22 protein-coding genes are annotated in these 14,756 nt (G+C 61.3%); 1 reads left to right on the forward strand and 21 read right to left on the reverse strand.

Going from position 1 to position 14,756, the window contains the following annotated elements; all coding sequences use genetic code 11:
* Nucleotides 1–3: 3 nt before the first annotated feature.
* From AMS67_RS08665 to AMS67_RS18250, 16 genes are all read right to left on the reverse strand, one after another.
* Complete coding sequence (locus AMS67_RS08665) at nt 4–1,515, reverse strand: terminase large subunit domain-containing protein (protein WP_156316591.1); 1,512 nt, start codon at nt 1,513–1,515, stop codon at nt 4–6.
* Entirely contained in the window at nt 1,463–1,876 is a 414-nt protein-coding gene (locus tag AMS67_RS17310) for a hypothetical protein (protein ID WP_156316592.1), read from the reverse strand. The genes AMS67_RS08665 and AMS67_RS17310 overlap by 53 nt, the downstream gene beginning before the upstream one ends.
* Nucleotides 1,877–2,042: 166 nt before the next feature.
* On the reverse strand, nt 2,043–2,309 hold the full coding sequence (locus AMS67_RS18235; RefSeq protein ID WP_075201284.1) for an HNH endonuclease: 267 nt from the start codon (nt 2,307–2,309) through the stop codon (nt 2,043–2,045).
* Nucleotides 2,310–2,601: 292 nt separating this feature from the next.
* Nucleotides 2,602–3,417: an HNH endonuclease signature motif containing protein gene (locus AMS67_RS18240; RefSeq protein ID WP_082305397.1), complete on the reverse strand. Its 816-nt coding sequence runs from the start codon at nt 3,415–3,417 to the stop codon at nt 2,602–2,604.
* Between the two features lie 390 nt (nt 3,418–3,807).
* The gene (locus AMS67_RS08675; protein ID WP_162230838.1) at nt 3,808–5,007 is read right to left on the reverse strand and encodes a metallophosphoesterase; all 1,200 of its coding nucleotides are present in this window, start codon (nt 5,005–5,007) and stop codon (nt 3,808–3,810) included.
* A gap of 330 nt (nt 5,008–5,337) precedes the next feature.
* A complete protein-coding gene (locus tag AMS67_RS18245) occupies nt 5,338–5,949 on the reverse strand; it encodes an HNH endonuclease signature motif containing protein (RefSeq protein ID WP_082305398.1) in 612 nt (203 codons plus the stop codon).
* 137 nt (nt 5,950–6,086) lie between these two features.
* Entirely contained in the window at nt 6,087–6,764 is a 678-nt protein-coding gene (locus AMS67_RS08680; protein ID WP_053387012.1) for a DUF7341 domain-containing protein, read from the reverse strand.
* Between the two features lie 248 nt (nt 6,765–7,012).
* Nucleotides 7,013–7,336, reverse strand: a complete 324-nt coding sequence (locus AMS67_RS08685) for a hypothetical protein (protein WP_053387013.1) — start codon at nt 7,334–7,336, stop codon at nt 7,013–7,015.
* Between the two features lie 169 nt (nt 7,337–7,505).
* Nucleotides 7,506–8,048: a DNA cytosine methyltransferase gene (locus AMS67_RS08690; RefSeq protein WP_206541755.1), complete on the reverse strand. Its 543-nt coding sequence runs from the start codon at nt 8,046–8,048 to the stop codon at nt 7,506–7,508.
* A gap of 89 nt (nt 8,049–8,137) precedes the next feature.
* Nucleotides 8,138–8,614 (reverse strand): hypothetical protein, encoded by a 477-nt coding sequence (locus tag AMS67_RS08695; protein WP_053387015.1) that lies wholly within the window; start codon nt 8,612–8,614, stop codon nt 8,138–8,140.
* A 100-nt stretch (nt 8,615–8,714) separates the two neighbouring features.
* A complete protein-coding gene (ssb, locus tag AMS67_RS08700; protein ID WP_053387016.1) occupies nt 8,715–9,203 on the reverse strand; it encodes a single-stranded DNA-binding protein in 489 nt (162 codons plus the stop codon).
* Nucleotides 9,203–9,385: a hypothetical protein gene (locus tag AMS67_RS08705; RefSeq protein ID WP_053387017.1), complete on the reverse strand. Its 183-nt coding sequence runs from the start codon at nt 9,383–9,385 to the stop codon at nt 9,203–9,205. The genes ssb and AMS67_RS08705 overlap by 1 nt, the downstream gene beginning before the upstream one ends.
* Nucleotides 9,382–9,534, reverse strand: a complete 153-nt coding sequence (locus tag AMS67_RS17315) for a hypothetical protein (protein WP_156316595.1) — start codon at nt 9,532–9,534, stop codon at nt 9,382–9,384. The genes AMS67_RS08705 and AMS67_RS17315 overlap by 4 nt, the downstream gene beginning before the upstream one ends.
* Nucleotides 9,535–9,783 carry a glutaredoxin domain-containing protein gene (locus tag AMS67_RS08710; protein WP_053387018.1) on the reverse strand — a complete coding sequence of 83 codons (249 nt, stop codon included), beginning with the start codon at nt 9,781–9,783 and terminating at the stop codon, nt 9,535–9,537.
* The gene (locus AMS67_RS17320; protein WP_156316596.1) at nt 9,774–9,965 is read right to left on the reverse strand and encodes a hypothetical protein; all 192 of its coding nucleotides are present in this window, start codon (nt 9,963–9,965) and stop codon (nt 9,774–9,776) included. The genes AMS67_RS08710 and AMS67_RS17320 overlap by 10 nt, the downstream gene beginning before the upstream one ends.
* Nucleotides 9,962–10,198 (reverse strand): helix-turn-helix domain-containing protein, encoded by a 237-nt coding sequence (locus AMS67_RS18250; protein ID WP_082305399.1) that lies wholly within the window; start codon nt 10,196–10,198, stop codon nt 9,962–9,964. The genes AMS67_RS17320 and AMS67_RS18250 overlap by 4 nt, the downstream gene beginning before the upstream one ends.
* Before the next feature lie 26 nt (nt 10,199–10,224).
* On the opposite strand from AMS67_RS18250, the gene AMS67_RS17325 reads away from it, so the two are divergent.
* On the forward strand, nt 10,225–10,392 hold the full coding sequence (locus tag AMS67_RS17325) for a hypothetical protein (RefSeq protein ID WP_156316597.1): 168 nt from the start codon (nt 10,225–10,227) through the stop codon (nt 10,390–10,392).
* Between the two features lie 4 nt (nt 10,393–10,396).
* On the opposite strand, the gene AMS67_RS08715 is transcribed toward AMS67_RS17325, so the two are convergent.
* Genes AMS67_RS08715 through AMS67_RS17330 form a run of 5 tightly spaced genes read right to left on the reverse strand, consistent with a single transcriptional unit; the run spans nt 10,397 to nt 13,790 of the window.
* Nucleotides 10,397–11,128, reverse strand: a complete 732-nt coding sequence (locus AMS67_RS08715; protein ID WP_053387019.1) for a hypothetical protein — start codon at nt 11,126–11,128, stop codon at nt 10,397–10,399.
* The gene (locus AMS67_RS08720) at nt 11,125–11,406 is read right to left on the reverse strand and encodes a hypothetical protein (protein WP_053387020.1); all 282 of its coding nucleotides are present in this window, start codon (nt 11,404–11,406) and stop codon (nt 11,125–11,127) included. The genes AMS67_RS08715 and AMS67_RS08720 overlap by 4 nt, the downstream gene beginning before the upstream one ends.
* 58 nt (nt 11,407–11,464) lie before the next feature.
* Nucleotides 11,465–11,917, reverse strand: coding sequence for an HNH endonuclease (locus AMS67_RS16860; protein ID WP_075201287.1), 453 nt, complete (start codon nt 11,915–11,917; stop codon nt 11,465–11,467).
* Nucleotides 11,914–13,113 carry an AAA family ATPase gene (locus tag AMS67_RS08725; RefSeq protein WP_053387021.1) on the reverse strand — a complete coding sequence of 400 codons (1,200 nt, stop codon included), beginning with the start codon at nt 13,111–13,113 and terminating at the stop codon, nt 11,914–11,916. The genes AMS67_RS16860 and AMS67_RS08725 overlap by 4 nt, the downstream gene beginning before the upstream one ends.
* Nucleotides 13,110–13,790, reverse strand: coding sequence for a hypothetical protein (locus AMS67_RS17330; RefSeq protein ID WP_156316598.1), 681 nt, complete (start codon nt 13,788–13,790; stop codon nt 13,110–13,112). The genes AMS67_RS08725 and AMS67_RS17330 overlap by 4 nt, the downstream gene beginning before the upstream one ends.
* Nucleotides 13,791–14,756 lie beyond the last annotated feature (966 nt).

Genomic DNA, 14,756 nt, shown 5'->3' on the forward strand with positions numbered 1-14,756 from the left:
AGATCACCGACCCATCACCATTAGCTTCCGCTGACCACCCTCAACAGGCTTCGCGGATCGTCGGTGCAGACCAGCAAACGCCAGAGTCGCTGCAACCAACGGAGAAATATCGACATGCGAAGAGCCCGCCCACTTCCAAAGCGTGGACTCCCCGTCTTTACGGCCAGCACCAGCCACCGCATCATTAAGTTCCGGCTGCGAGGTATGCACCACACGGCCCTGAGATATCGAATCGAAGAGCGACCCACACGCTCGCAGGTACTCGCGGTACTTCACCGCCCAAACCCGGATTCTGAGTCGTCTCAGCTCACCAAGGATCGTTCCCGTAGCAGCGAGCTCATCGATCACGATCGCGACCGGGCTGTACTGCTCTTTTAGCTCAGCTAAACGCTCAGCAACCCAATCGGTTCCGACGCGGCGATCAATGACAACCAGTGACGTGCGACCGTCCCCCAGCTCGCCGGCCATCACAATGGATGCCGAATCACGGGATCGCGGGATATCGACCGCAAACGCGACACGACCAACCTCGCGCGTCTCCGTCTCGACCTCGAGCGGGTCGCCAGCAGCATCGTTCCAAGCCGCAGCAGGGATGATTCCGCCGCCGCCAAGCTTCGCCCAGATGCCCAACCGTTCGCGCTTGAAACCTTCGTCGTTGCCCGTCTCCCCCACGAGGGTGTCGTACTCGTCTTGAACGAACTCCTCTGAGATGCGGTAGCCCAGGCTCGGGTTCGCCTCGTACCAAGCGTCCCGGTCTAGCGGGTCTGCGTCGTCCGCAGAAGACCACTCGTAGTAGGCCAGACGGCCGGGCTCATCTTTCTGCGCCTGTGCACGCAGCGAAGCCAGGAGGTCCGAGTCCAGCATGCCCGCTGACGAGGTGAACCAAACCTGCGGGTTGCCCTCGATCGACTTCGCCGCCATCGTCGGCAACAAGGCATCCATCTCGGCCGCCTTCAGCGCGTAGGCCTCATCGAGGACCACAAGATCACCCGTGAAGCCACGACCAGAGCCAGACGAGCGCGCCGCGAACTGCAGCACGTTTCCGTTCTTCATCGTGATCGACGGCTGATTGCCGGTACGGAACCCGTCAACGTCTCGAATGTCAGAGCTCGCCGCCATTCCCGCGCCGCCCTTGACCTCGCCCAGCAGGGGCGACGCCTTGATGCGGTTCATCAGGGCGATCATCGAATTGTTCGCCGTCTTGAACTCGTGCGCCGTGTGGATGATGACGCCCTCGTTGAACAGCAGCAAGCCGGCGAGCTCGCGCGCTTCAAGGACCGCGTTCTTGCCGTTCTGACGAGGCACCACCAAGCAAGTACGGAATGCAGACCACCGGCCATCAACTCGTTCACCGAGAGAGCCACGAAGAACATGCTCTTGCCAGGGGTACAGCCCCAACCCAGCGACCGCCGCAAGGTCGACCGCATCATCAGCAGCCGACGTATGAAACAGCGGGTACGACTCAATTCGAGGAAGCTGCGAGCCTCGCCGCACGCTTTCGAGCGATTTCGTCAAGCGCGCTCACCTCCGGCTTGCCCTCAGACTCGAGCTTCTTGATCAACGCAACGATTTCCATGCGCTGCTTCGCCAACGCCGCAGCACCTTGCGCGACACCGGAATTCATTTGGTCTTTGATCCACTGCAGCGTGGAGTAGGCCTCAGCGAGCTCATCGATATGACTGTCCGCAGAAGGTACGTCCGGGACGATCGACATCACACTTCTCACCTGGGCAGCCTGCGCAGCACGACGTTCATCCGAGCGCCGCTGCTTATCGGCAGCAACAGCAGCCAGACACTCAGCACAAGCCGATTCCCCATTTCGGAGATGCCGACGATACGCCGCCAACGTGCCACACGGCTTCAGAGGAGCAGCCACAGCAACCTCCATGTCAGAGCCATACCCCATGTGTCAGACCGGAGCATGCCCCTGTGTAAAAAATCAGTATGCCGCGGGTCTGGCGGTGCGGGGCGGGGGAGGGAGGCCCCCCACTAGGCCGTGTCAGGGTTCCGGGCTAAGGGATCTTGTATTTTCGGGCCTTGGGTCACCATTTGAGTGCGGTGGTTGGGGCTTGGGTGACTGTTGTGACGCGGTTTGATCGGCTGCTGTTGCATGAGCGGTGTGCTGCTCGGATCTCGCCGTATAGGTGTCCGCCGTTGGCCCGTGGTTGGACGTGGTCTGCGGTGAATGCGTCCTTGTGTTTCCATGGCAGTGTGTAGTCGATGGGTTTGAGGCATAGCCAGCAGTCGTGGCGTTGGGCTTTGAGCGCTGCGGTTCGTTTGCGGTATGTGCGGTCGTCTAGTCCTCGCATTGTGCACTCCTTTGTGTGCGTCGCGTGTTCTGGTTGCCGCACGTTTACGCGCTCAGCCGTCCGTAGAGCGCGTTAGCCAGGCGTGCACGAGCCCCGTGGTTGCGAGTGGGCGCTGTTACCCGGGGTGCCCCGGGAGGCCCGGGTTCGGGTACACCCCCGGGAATGGTTGACCCCCTGGGCATGATGCCCCCGGTCGGGTATGTGCTCCCCCGGGGTTTTGCCCCCCTGGTTTTCGGGGGCGCTTCGTCGGGCCACTCTCAACAGGGTCGAATGTCCGCCCAGGCGAGTACTTTTAAATCACTGAACCCTCTGGATTCTTCCGCGGCGTTGGTTCGGTAGAGAGCCTGTCGTCCATGTTCTGCTGCGCAGTGCCCGCATAGAGGTGGTTGGGGTTCACGCATGCGGGGTTATCGCACGTGTGGCAGATCATCAGGCCTGGTGGGATCTCACCTCGGTAAGTTTCGTAAGAAATCCGGTGGGCTTTGTGTTCAACGTTCTTTTGCCCGTGCCGTTCGCTAAGCACGCCGTACCCGTAGATACTCAGGGTTCCTTGCCAGTTCCAGCAGTCCTGGTCTCCTGCCGGGGTGAACTTGGTATAGAAGCGGTCGATGATCGCGGCCTTTGGCCGGCCTCCATGTAACCGGATGAGCGGGTCACCGTTGCTCTTCCAACGCTTGTAATGGAGGTTGCAGTAACCCCGCCCAGACCAGCCCGGTGAGTCACACCCGTCGACCGCGCATACCTTCCTGCGGCGAGGCTCGGTGGCTTCGACGCTTCCAGTCCTCAGTTTCCGAGAGTAGTGAGTAGCGCAAAGCTCTTTCGCGTAAAAGGGCGCATCACAGCTGGGAACCTCACATGATCGCTGCTGGCGCTCGCGAAGTTCAGTGCTGCCTGTCTGGAGAAGCCTGGAGTAATGAACCGAACACAGCTGTCGTGACCGTACTGGCTCAGCGCAACCGTCAACTGTGCAAGCTGCGCCTCGCCTGTCCCTGAGAAGCTCAGATCCACCGGGAGAGCCGTGCTTACGCAGCCGCGCATAATGTACGGAGCACAGGCCTTTCGATCGGTACGTGCGATCGCAACGGTCGATTGTGCAGAGTCTTGGCATTCTTGCCTCCCATGTCGGTGGGTACAGAAAAAGCCCACCGCGACGGGGATCAATCCGTCCGTGGGCACTCACCCCCGACAGGGCGAGCAGTTCGTGTTCCTAGTTGTTACTGCGCTCGAATTGCTCATCTTGGCAGCAAGCGGCCGCAGCTATCGCCGAACCTTCGTACGTTCGTCCGCAGTATTCACATGCTGGTTGTTCAGTCATCTTCGACCTTTGCTGCGCTGGGTGACTCGTATGGTCGCCCACAGTAGGTGCACTTAGTCACAGTCGCTCCCGATGTCGTCGGCGTCTTCCAGCAACCAGGCGCCCTCATCTTCGGGTGGTGCTTGCTGGTTGAGCATCCGGATCAGGGTTTGCATGACCGCCTCCATACCCAAGGTTGTGCGCCTACCCTTGGGTAAGCGCGACGATTCTCCGACCGTTGTAGATCGTTTCTCCGTTGCGAATGCGGTGCACTTGGGGCCAGTGTTGCCCCTCACCGTGGAGGAGTGAGCCGAACCCTTGCTGCCAGTCTTCGATCACGCGTGCGCTGCTGCCGTCTGCATGGAGTGCGCCGTGCACTGAGGGCACTCGGCCGTCCGTGTGGCAGAGTGCGCCGGGGTTCGCCGAATACGATTCGATCGGTTCACCGCGGGGTCCGATGACGGTTCGGTAGATGATCTCTTGCCGGTGCGTGTGTCCCGCCCACGTGTTGATGTGGGGTGCTTCGTGGGCATACTGCGACATCGTGGAGCCTTTGCTGTTGGCGCGGGTTCCGTGAATGTTGCGAGTGATGTCGTCGTCCCAGTAAGCGGCTGCAGGGTAGGCGTCCATGTACTCGATGTTGAGTTCGTCTAGGCGGAGCAGGTTCGGGAGCGACATAACAGGCCACGCTTCGGGCATGTTCGCCACCCTTAAACCGAATGCTGCAAGCGCGTTACTTTCGATGAACGATTGCATGCGCTTGTCGTGGTTGCCTTCAATCACGATGATGCGTGAGTTGGGTGCGACGGCTCGCAGCATGGCGAGCATCTTGTGTCCGTCGTTCAACGCCATCTGCGTGGTGCGTGCGAACCCGGCTTCTTGCACGTACTTGCCTTGCGCGGCAAGGTCAAGGAAGTCTCCGAGGATCACGATCGTGTTGGGTTGCTCGAGGCGGCACACTTCGATGAACACGTTGATCGCTGACCAGTCGTGGAACGCTTCGTACGTGTCCCCTACTGCCCGGAACCCGATCTGTGTGTCTCCGGCTTTCAGTGACAGTGTCAGGCCGTTGCGAGCGGGCACAGTAGGGATGCTGGGCACCGATACCGAGACGGGTGTTGCGGGTTGGATGACCGGCCACTCAGGACCGCTCTCGCTGCCCCGCTTCTGCCGCACGTCGTAAAGCTTGTTCCACACGCCACCATCGGGGTTCGTGGTGAACCCGTACCCGAAGGTGATGGTGTCGAGGTCTTCGCCGCGTTCGATGAGGAAGCGCTCGAAGTCTTCGCGACCCCATGGCTCGTTGGAGGATCGTGAGTGCTTAGAGACGCCGTTCGAGTCGGTGAGGCTGTACTCGCCGGCTTGCGGGGTTTCTTGCTCGATCTGATCAGGCTCTACGTTCACGTCTTCCAGCCCGAGGCGCTTCCTCGCGCGACGAACGGAAGACTCGTGACATCCGAGAGCGTTGGCGATTGCGACGTTCGAGAGCCGCGCCGCAACGAGATCAGGCACGCGGCTGTCATCGATTTGTCCAGGATGGTTCGCCAATGAGTCCTCCTGAGAGTGTTGGGTATCCGCGCTACTCGACCGCGTGTGCGTCTGACAGCGCTTGTGTGCTCCGGTGGTGGGCGGATACTCAAGAAGATGGGGCGTGATGCGGCACGTTCTGGCGTTACCGCTACCCAGTCATCCACAGTGCGACCGGTATGCCGCAACCTGTGGTGTGGTTTCCCGTCACGCGCGGGAAGATTTTTTCCGCAAGCGCCATTCCCGCAAGCGTCTGGCTCGGCACGTCTTGCATACTCGAGTGTCAGACACACCACTCCGCTGCATATACGTGTTCTCGCGAGTGAATTTATGGCCCGCAGGGCAGAGCAATGATCCATCAAGGTCAACTCGCCCAGGTCGATTAGCCGCGATCAGAAGGCCACGCTGCAGGTTCTCCCAGTTCGTCACAACCTCGAGATGTGAGGGATTTACGCAAGCCTTAACCCTGCAGAGATGATCAACTACATTCCCGTCGGGGATCTCTCCCACGCTTAGCTCGTAGGACACGCGATGTGCTGTATAAGTGGATCCCTTGCATGAGAACTTCCCATACCCGTTCCGCTTGCCGCTATGGACTGGCCCGACCCATAACCAACATTCGCCAGCGACGCCGCTTCCATTTGTAAGCGGGTCATCAACATAAGCCGTGCCACCACGCTTGTTCACTAAGCCCCAAAACGAGATTCCTGCATCCCTCGTTATCTGGGGCCGTGTTTTGGGCGTGCTAGTCTTCGTCATGTCGAACCTCCAGAGTTCGGCCGCAACCCCGGCTGTTAGCGCAGCGCGGGGTTCTTGCATAGAAAGAGCCGCTTACGGCGGCCAGTCGGGTCCGTTACGTGGACCATCCGGGCGCAAAAAAGGCCGCTACATGAGCGGCCTACTTGTCAGTAGGGACACTTCTCCCTGACCTGCTAACAACGTTAGCACTTTAGAACTTACGACGCAAGCAACCCTCGCAAGTCGATGCCGCAAGCGGCGAGCACTTCCGCGTTCTGGTCCGCGCCGACCGTGTATCCGAGCTGAGCGATGGCGTCCCATCCCGCCCAGATCGCGGCACAATCCGGGTTTCGGCATTCCGCTACGGGTGCTCGCATGTCGGCGTACTCGATCCACACCGCCGCACGTCGCTTGGGTTCGCTCACACCATCCCCGACTGGTTCGAGTAGCCAGCGCTCGCCGCAGCGCGGGCACGGGACGGTGAGTTCCATGCGTCTCGTGCGGTCGTCCCATTCCTGTTCGATTTCGAGCACCCATCCCGGGATCGCGTCGGTGATGCGTTCCCACTGCTGGTCGTCGTCCAGGTCGCCGGTTGCGCGTTGTGTTTTCGCGGCATCCCACGCGTCCCGCAGGGCCGCTTTCGCGTCGCGCATGATCGGCAGGTAGAGCGCTTCCCGGAGCTGCCTCACACCCTTCTCGATGCGTTGCAGCAACCCGAGTGCGGCCATGTCGATCGGTGACCCCGTACCGCCCGAACCAGCTTGTCCGCGTTTCACCTGTTCCGTGATCGCGTCGTTCAGCCAGTCGATGAGTGCGGGCCATTCCACGGGTCCGGCTTCGGTGAGTTCCGTGTGTGGTTCAGTGAGGCGCGTAACAGCACGCTCAGTCGATTCCATTGCGTCTCCGATTCTGCGATCGCCGCGCCTCGGCAACGATCCGGCTGATTACTGTCTTGCTTCGTTCCAGGGCTTCGACCCAAGCCTTGCGCTCTGCTTCGATGCACTTCTCCGATCTGGTCTCCATCCATCCGTTCTCGCGATTTCCGGGGTCGCACCCGCAACGGGCCATGTTTCCCTCCCTTGTACGTGAAAGGCCCCCACCCGGGATAAGGGTGAGAGCCGTGAATAGGTGACGTGTGTAAGCGTCAGGTTTGGGGCGAACTGACGTGTTTAGCTGTCAGCTTCGAGGCGGCATCACGAACGATCGAAACTGCGTGACGGTGCGCACCCGCTGACGCAGCCGACTTTGAATGCGCGCTCACTCCACGCCTTCCGCCATCGTCCGCAGCGTTCAACTTTTCGCACACTGCGAGTAGTGCTTTCTCGGCGGCTGCACGCTCCACCTCAGCAAGCCAGCCATCGAAGCGTGCCGCATGGAGTTCTCGCGATTTGCCGTCGTTGTGGGAATCGTCCTGCCCGTCAACGTATGCGTCCCGCACGAACTCAGTGTCCGGCGTGTATTCGCTCATTTCTTTCCTCGTTTCTGTTTCAACAACTCCCACCCACGAACAGCCTCAACCCGGTAACCCGACATGCGCTCTACCCATGCAGGGTCCGTGTGATCCGTCGCGTGCTGGGTGGCGTCCGGTTGAGTGACACTGATTAGGGCACAACCCGGGACAGGGCACGGATGCCAGGTCATGCCGCGGCCCGTTCCACCTGCGCAAGAAGCTGTTCACCGATCCAATGCGTGTACGCCGGCGGGATCGCTTCACGGAGCCCATCACGGTTCGCCCAGGGCATCCCCATGACTTCTCGGCCGCGGTCGACTCCGGAGAAGTTGCCGACGATGTGCATGAACTCGCCAGGCTGCGGCGGTCGCCCCATCTTCGTTGTCCGGGCGACGTGCACCGGATGCTCAGGTGCCGTGAGCTCCCAGTTCGTTTCAAACAGACGGTGCCGGTAGGTCTCGAGCCCGAACATCGTGCCGCATAGCTCGACCGGATCGTTGAGTGGAGCACCGGGCACGTTCTCGATCACGAACGGCTTGCCGAGCTCGCGCAGCACTTCGCGCGTCGGCTCGATCAAGTCGGGGTGATCGTTCCCCATGATCTTCTGCGCGTTCGTGTGAGCCTGGCACGGCGGCGACGCATGAATGGCATCGAACTTGCTTCCGTAGTGCTTGGCGAACGCGACAGCATCGGCCGTGAAGAAGTCGAACGGGTACCGTGGCTGGGCCACAATATCGACGCCGTACACCTCGAACCCAGCATCTGCATATCCTCTAGACGCGCCACCCTGACAGCAGAACAGATCAAGTAGCTTTGGCTTCATTGGTCGTTGCCGATCTGCCCGTCAACGATTGCGAGCAAGGCGCCAATGTCTTCGTTAGCCTGCCCCTCACCGTAGACAGAGAAGGCTCTACGGTTCTTGATCTGCGCAACTATGCCCTCGGCATCGTGGTGCTCGTCCGCTGGATCGGCGGACGCAGACGCTGAGAGAGCAGCAGTCGCGACCCTCGCGTAGTCGGCCCTGTCGCCGGGCAGCAGCTCCTCCCATGCCCGCATTGGATTCTCTGAGAACTGCCTGTCGCCACCCGCAGCCCAAGGGTCAAGCTCGTAGATCGCGCGTGCTGCGGCTTCGATCTGTTCCTCGGTCGCGCCCCCTTGCACGGGTGTCGAGAGCACTTCGAGGATCATGTCTGCTGTGCGATTGATGGGGCCCATACTCGTTCCCGCGTAGTCGCTGAGTGGCGACATGCTCAGCGCGTCAATCACGCGCTCCCGCAAGGTTTCCTGGTTCACCATTCGGTCCTCCTTTCGTTGTGAGGGGCCAGCCGTAGCCAGCCCCTCCGGGCAAAACGAAAGCCTCGCGGGTTAGCGAGGCTTGGTGTTACTCAGGTGCGGGTTAGAAGGGTTGCTCATCGAACCCTCCCCCGAATCCGCTCGCGTCCTGTGCGCTCCCCTGTGGCGTCCCCCATGCCTGTTGTGGCTGCCGGGTCGCGGGATGACCTGAACCGCCGCCAGAGCCGCCGCTGGAAGCCTTCTGCGCGGTCGCGGTAGCGAACCGCAGCTCCGGCCCGATTGCTTCCACTTCAAGGTTCAGTCCGGTGCGCTGTTGGCCATCCTTCTCGTACGACTGCTGCGTGAGCCTGCCCTGCACAATCACCGACGTGCCCTTCACCAGCGATACCGCAATGTTGTCAGCGATCGCCCCGTACGCACGGCAACCTAGGAACAGCGCTTCACCGTCCGACCAGTCACCCGACTGACGGTCACGCACGCGCGGTGTTGACGCGATCCGGAACGTCACCCACGACTTACCCGCCTGGCTGACACGCGGCTCCGGGTCCGCCACCAGATTTCCTACAACAGTGATCAGCGGTTCGCCGGCCATTACTTGCCCTCCTTTGTTGCTTCCAAATCGATCACGCGCGCATACCGCCACACAGATGAGCCCGCCTCGCGTCTCGCCTCACTCTCGGTCGCGTAGTACCCGGTTCGCGTCCATGCGTACTCCTCATCGTCGCGATTCTCGACCGCGAACTGATGCCCCTGCTCAAAGATGACCTTGCTCACTGTTCCTCCTGTTGCTTCACGTATTCGACGGGCACCTCGAAGCCCTGTTGCAAACGCATCCCGAGATCGATCATCTTTTTGCCGATGTCGAGCAGCTCCTTGACCAAGAAGTCGTTTGTCACCGTCACTGTCTCTGGCGATTGAGCCACCTAGGACACCTCCTCCTGTTGTTCGAGTCGTTTCACGAGCTCCTGGATCTTGTCCGGCCTGAACCCGGACCAATGCTCACCACCAGCAACCACCACCGGGGCAGCCATGTGCCCCAACCCCTTCACCAGTTCCAAATTCACCGGGTCCAAGATGCTTGCCGTTTCGAACTCGACACCCACATCAGTGAGTTTCCGTTTCGTCATCACACACTGCTGACAGTGGTCTTTCTCGTACACAGTCACCTGCATTCGGTTCCTCCTTCCGGCCATGCGGCCTCACCTGCAAGCGCCACCAACAGCGCCCGCCAATCAACAACACCCGACTCAACCGACTGGCACACCGAAGCCACCCACGAACGGTCACCATCCCGCACCGCATCGATCAGGCCACGCGCGACAGGGGTCACAGCCTGCAAACGCTGCTCAGTCACAGAACCCTCCGCAACTGGTGCATCTGCTGGCCCTTCTGCCACGCACCCAAACCCAGCCGCCGCCGAATACGCGACACCGTACGATCAGTGCAACCAAGCCGGTCAGCAATCGCAGGATCAGACCACCGCCACGCCCACAACTGACGCACACCATCCTCACGATCGAGCACGCCAGAACGATTACCCACGCCCCTCACACCCTCGGATCTCCGTCGCACGGGGGAAGTGCTCACGCCACCACCCGCATACCGTGTAGGACATGAGCAACACCGAGAAGAAACGACTCAACTGGTGGGCCGCGTTCATCGGGTTCGGAATGATCCTGCCGATCGCATGGCTCTCGTTCGACAACTTCACGTCGGCGATCATCATGGCCGGTTCCGCAGGCGTCGCTGGGCTCTTCCTTTTCCCGGTCAAGGCTCGCTGACTCATCACCCCTCACCTCGCAACGTCGCGAGACGGTCGATCAGGTCGACCCGTTTGTCGCAGACCGACGCGCTCCCATCGCAGGTCCATCCCACATAACCCGATCCGAGTCGGTTGGCGTCGGCGATCATCTCCGCGAGCTTCGTTTCGTCTACGTCGGACGGGGCGGCGAGAGCGTCAGCGGCCCACTCGACGCCGTGCACGAACGCACGCCGCTTCAACTCCGCCGGGTCGAACTCGACACCATTGCACAGCGCTTGCAGCCCCAACTTGTAGCGCTCCGCTTCCGCGTGAGCCTCATCGATCAGCTTCTCGCGGTCGCCTGTTACCGTTGCCGCATGATCCTCACCCTCGGCCTGACGCTCCTCGGCATCGTGGTGCTCGTCCGCTGGATCGGCGGACGCAGGCGCTGACGATCCCACGACCTCGAGCCGCCGGAATGGGGCGTAGAACTCGGCGGATGCGCGAATGCGACTCGCCATAGAGAACACCCCATCGCCGTACCGGTGCCAGACGTTCCCGAGCCGGTCGCAATACAGCCCCGGTTCGGTGGGGGTGGCGGCAAGGTCTGCCGCGGTGGGGGTCGAACGGCGCACCCCGAGCTCGCGCAGGATCGTCTGCACGCGTTCGCCGATCTCGGGGTCAGTCACGAGTTCAGCGATCAGTGCCGTCTCACCCACGGCTTCGATCTGTTCCTCGGTCGCGCCACCCTGCACGGGTGTCTTCTGGTTCGTCATTCGTCATCCTCCTCGATCTCGGGCTCGAGCTCGGTGTGCTCGCATGGCTTGCGGTCGGGCGGTGAATAACTGCCCATGTGCGGGTGCCGAACATCCTTGATCCGGCGACCGTCGCGCTCCCAGGTCGTCTCGATGCGAGGGTCACCGAACTCTCCGTAAGCATCGGTGAGGCTCGCGGCAACACTCCAGCCCTCGTAGCGGCCGTCCGCATGAAGAATCGCGTCGCGCTCATCACAGGTCAGCTTGCGTGGAAGCTCGCAGGCGTTGTGGTTCGTCATGGTGTTCTCCCTACAGTCAGTGAAAGCGGGGACACGTTCGGCCCCGCAAGTTGATTCGTCATAAGATCCAGCTCCGATCCGGCACACGCGAGACCACGCCGCAGCGTCCGCAGAACGCGGGCTCGGTGAGATCCGTCGAGCCTTCGTTGTTGCTGCAGTCCCAGCAGCACTTCGTCACGCCGACCGTTCGCGGCAACATGCTTACCGTGAAGTTCGACTTTGCCTGATTGCAGGCCACGCAAGCTACACGCAGGTTCCAGGACCGATCCGCCATCCCAACATTGGCTGGCACAAACGACGAACGCGGCACGAGATGATCTATCTCGGCCGCGCCCCTCTCCACCTGGCAGTGACACATCCAACATCGGGACCCATCACGCTCGAACAGCAGATGCCACATCTGCGGGTCCAGGATGGTCCGCTCTTCACGGTTCCGAACCGGATACCGTTCAGCCTCCCAACCCGTGAGCCCAGCAAGGAGTTCGTCCACTGCATCTCCGATCGTGATCATGCGCTCTCCCAAGGCCAGTCCATGCCGCGCGTCAGAAACGACGGCCACTTACGTTCATCACGGTCACCACGCCACCGCTTCAACTCGACATCACCGTTATCGAGCGGATGCAATCCGAACCCGAACTCGGGCCACCCCATGAGCGCTGCCGACCCGCGCGGCCGAAGATCCCGGGCACCATCACCGGAACCCTTCGCTGCGTGCGCTTCCATCAGCAACGCGAGGCCGCGTTCCCGCAACGAGTCGAGCGCGACCAACAGGGGTGCAGCGTCGTCATCGGTTTGGATCGCACCGTGCGTGATCTTGTACAAGGGGCCGATGTATAGCAGGTCCGGCTTGTACCGGTCGACCAGACGGTGAATCTCCCCCAGGTGGACGCCGCGGGTGACGTCGATGCGGTGGCCGGCGACAACCATCATTTCGTCGGCAGGGTTCAGCGCCCCCTCTTCGCCAGCAAGCCGCGCGGTGTACCGGGTCGCACGCCGCCACTGCTTCTCAGTGTTCTCCGCATCCACCACGAGCACACGGGCAGGCTGCATGAGCGACGCAGACTTCCGCCCCGTGCTGATGTCCACATCACGCATCAACGGGTGCAGGCCCGCCGCCGCCATCACGCAAATCTGACGGGCCAGGGTCGTCTTGCCCGCACCCTCCGCACCGGTCAGGATCAGTCGGTCCTGCCGCTCGAGCAGATCCGGGATCACCCAGTCATACGAGTCCGACCCCTGAAGGATGTCACCCAACGGTTTCGCTTCGAGCTTCCCCGTCGACGCACCATCGATCGAACCGTCGATCATGCCGCGTGCCGTCGTCAGAAGCTCAGCAGGGGCCACCCCAGTGTCCCTAGCCTGCGAGATGAGCAGTTGCCCAACCTCAGACGCGGAACGGCGCAGAGCGTCCGTCCTGACCGCTCTCGCATACGACGACGCACCATGCGTGTACGTGCCCGGCGTCTCCCACGACATCACATCCGCGAACTCAAGCCCACGCACACCCCATGCCGGGAACCGGTCAACAACTTCGACCACACCAACCGACTCACCCTTGGCCAGCATTCCGCCGACCTGCTCGTAGATGATGCCCAACCGGTCGTCAGTGAAGTCGGCCCGGTTCACAAGATCCTCAGTCATCTTGTACGTACGACCGTTGGCGAGGATCGACGCCAGGAGGTTTCGTTCCGCGATGGTGCCCGTCATGCGGTACTCCTGTTCATCCAACCGTCACCACTCGCACGCGGCTTCGGTTTCGCTCTCTTCAGCCACGTCGTGAATGCGGCGTTCCATCGGGCAGCGTGCCGGTCGTGCGTTTCCGCATGCAGCCGGAACGCATCAGCCTCCGCAGCAACATCGATACCCTTCTCGCGGCCGATGTCGTAGTGGTTCTTCGTCGGCACCCAATCGGATGGAAGACGAGTCTCTTTCAACTTCGCTTCGACGGAGGAAGAACTATCTTTAGATAGTTCTGGGGTCGGGGACGGGGAAGCCGAACCAAGTCCGAACTCATCCCGAACGTTCGGACTTGGTTCGGGCGAACGTTCGGGCGAACGACGCTTACGGTTCTCCCGAACAGCCTTCATTCGGGCCGCAGCAGCCTCCCGATCCGCAAGTACGCTCTCTCGCGTCGGCTGATACTTCCCCCAGTCATGAAACTGCCACCCGCCCGGAACCTCGAGCCACAACCCCTCCCTGACAAGCTCACCAGCAAGGTCAGAGCCATGCGGCCACGACTCAACAAACCAGGCCTCAACGAACCCATCAGTCAGGTAAGACATTGCGTGCGACCCGGCGAGCGTCCACAGCCCCATGGCCTCCAGCCCAGCACGGCGAGCCTTCGGGTGCGCATGGAGCTGGTCATCAACTTTGTACCAGGCCAAGTGGCACCTCCTTTCAGTACGGTGTTGTGTCTACTTCTCTGCGTGTGCCGTCATCGTTCAGATAGAACACGCGCTTGTCCGGGTAGTGGACGGGGATGGTTTCGGGGTTGGCGTGGAGGCTGATCTTGATGCCCCGATCGCGTGCTTCGCTCGCCATCTGGGAGTCGGATTCGATGAGTCCGTTCGTGATGGAGCACAACCACAACACGTTCGACAGACGATGCTTATTCCGCCGCCCACCCATACCTCCCTGACGGTGCTGCGGAACCAGCGTGTCCGTCCCACACGACTCCCCATGCCACACACAAACATGCCCATCACGAGCCGTCATCGCGCGCAAGACAGCCTTCGGGGTTGGCTTACCCATCGCGTACCCTGTCGAGCACTTCTCGCATCCGGACATAGGTTCGGGGAGCGCGACCCATGCACCCCTTCAATTCCTCCCGCAGAAGGGCCACAAGCTCATCCCAAATTTCAACAAGGGCAGCCCATTCCGATGATCGCGACGCCATTTCTGGAAAAACGAGCTTTGCTACCGGATGTTGATCTAGGAGCTTCACGCACCGGTTGAGGTCTCCCACGTCGTAAGGGTGGTCGTCGCGTAGGCGATACCTCCCCACCCGCTGCCCGGTGAGATGCGAGACAATCGCCTCAGACGAGATCCCCCGCTCCCCGGATGCGAGCCAGTCCGTGAACATCGTCAGGGGAAGTCTTTCAGTCATTACGGCACCTCTATTGGTTGTGTTCGGCATGTGCACGCATGAGTAAGGCCGGGGCGGTCAGTAACCCATCCCCGGCCTTCGCAACGGTCATGCCATATCGGCGGATCGAACATCATTCGATCTCCACCGGCTTCTCGATGAAGAACTCCGTCACTGCGATGCCGTCTTGCGTGATCGACATGAACGCTTTCGTGAGTTCCGCGATGTCGCGTGCGCCCCACTGTGCGAGGTCACGCTTCAGGTA

Source organism: Leucobacter japonicus (assembly GCF_001273855.1).
GTDB lineage: Bacteria > Actinomycetota > Actinomycetes > Actinomycetales > Microbacteriaceae > Leucobacter > Leucobacter japonicus.

Bases quoted from the DNA above. Each gene is read 5' to 3' on its own strand.
- AMS67_RS08680 (WP_053387012.1), bottom strand. From the start codon at position 6,764: ATGGAATCGACTGAGCGTGCTGTTACGCGCCTCACTGAACCACACACG.
- ssb (WP_053387016.1), bottom strand. From the start codon at position 9,203: ATGGCCGGCGAACCGCTGATCACTGTTGTAGGAAATCTGGTGGCGGAC.
- AMS67_RS08725 (WP_053387021.1), bottom strand. From the start codon at position 13,113: ATGACGGGCACCATCGCGGAACGAAACCTCCTGGCGTCGATCCTCGCC.
- AMS67_RS08710 (WP_053387018.1), bottom strand. From the start codon at position 9,783: ATGCAGGTGACTGTGTACGAGAAAGACCACTGTCAGCAGTGTGTGATG.
- AMS67_RS18240 (WP_082305397.1), bottom strand. From the start codon at position 3,417: ATGCCAAGACTCTGCACAATCGACCGTTGCGATCGCACGTACCGATCG.
- AMS67_RS18235 (WP_075201284.1), bottom strand. From the start codon at position 2,309: ATGCGAGGACTAGACGACCGCACATACCGCAAACGAACCGCAGCGCTC.
- AMS67_RS18245 (WP_082305398.1), bottom strand. From the start codon at position 5,949: ATGCAAGAACCCCGCGCTGCGCTAACAGCCGGGGTTGCGGCCGAACTC.
- AMS67_RS08715 (WP_053387019.1), bottom strand. From the start codon at position 11,128: ATGACGAACCAGAAGACACCCGTGCAGGGTGGCGCGACCGAGGAACAG.
- AMS67_RS08685 (WP_053387013.1), bottom strand. From the start codon at position 7,336: ATGAGCGAATACACGCCGGACACTGAGTTCGTGCGGGACGCATACGTT.
- AMS67_RS16860 (WP_075201287.1), bottom strand. From the start codon at position 11,917: ATGATCACGATCGGAGATGCAGTGGACGAACTCCTTGCTGGGCTCACG.
- AMS67_RS08720 (WP_053387020.1), bottom strand. From the start codon at position 11,406: ATGACGAACCACAACGCCTGCGAGCTTCCACGCAAGCTGACCTGTGAT.
- AMS67_RS08695 (WP_053387015.1), bottom strand. From the start codon at position 8,614: ATGGTGAACCAGGAAACCTTGCGGGAGCGCGTGATTGACGCGCTGAGC.
- AMS67_RS17325 (WP_156316597.1), top strand. From the start codon at position 10,225: ATGAGCAACACCGAGAAGAAACGACTCAACTGGTGGGCCGCGTTCATC.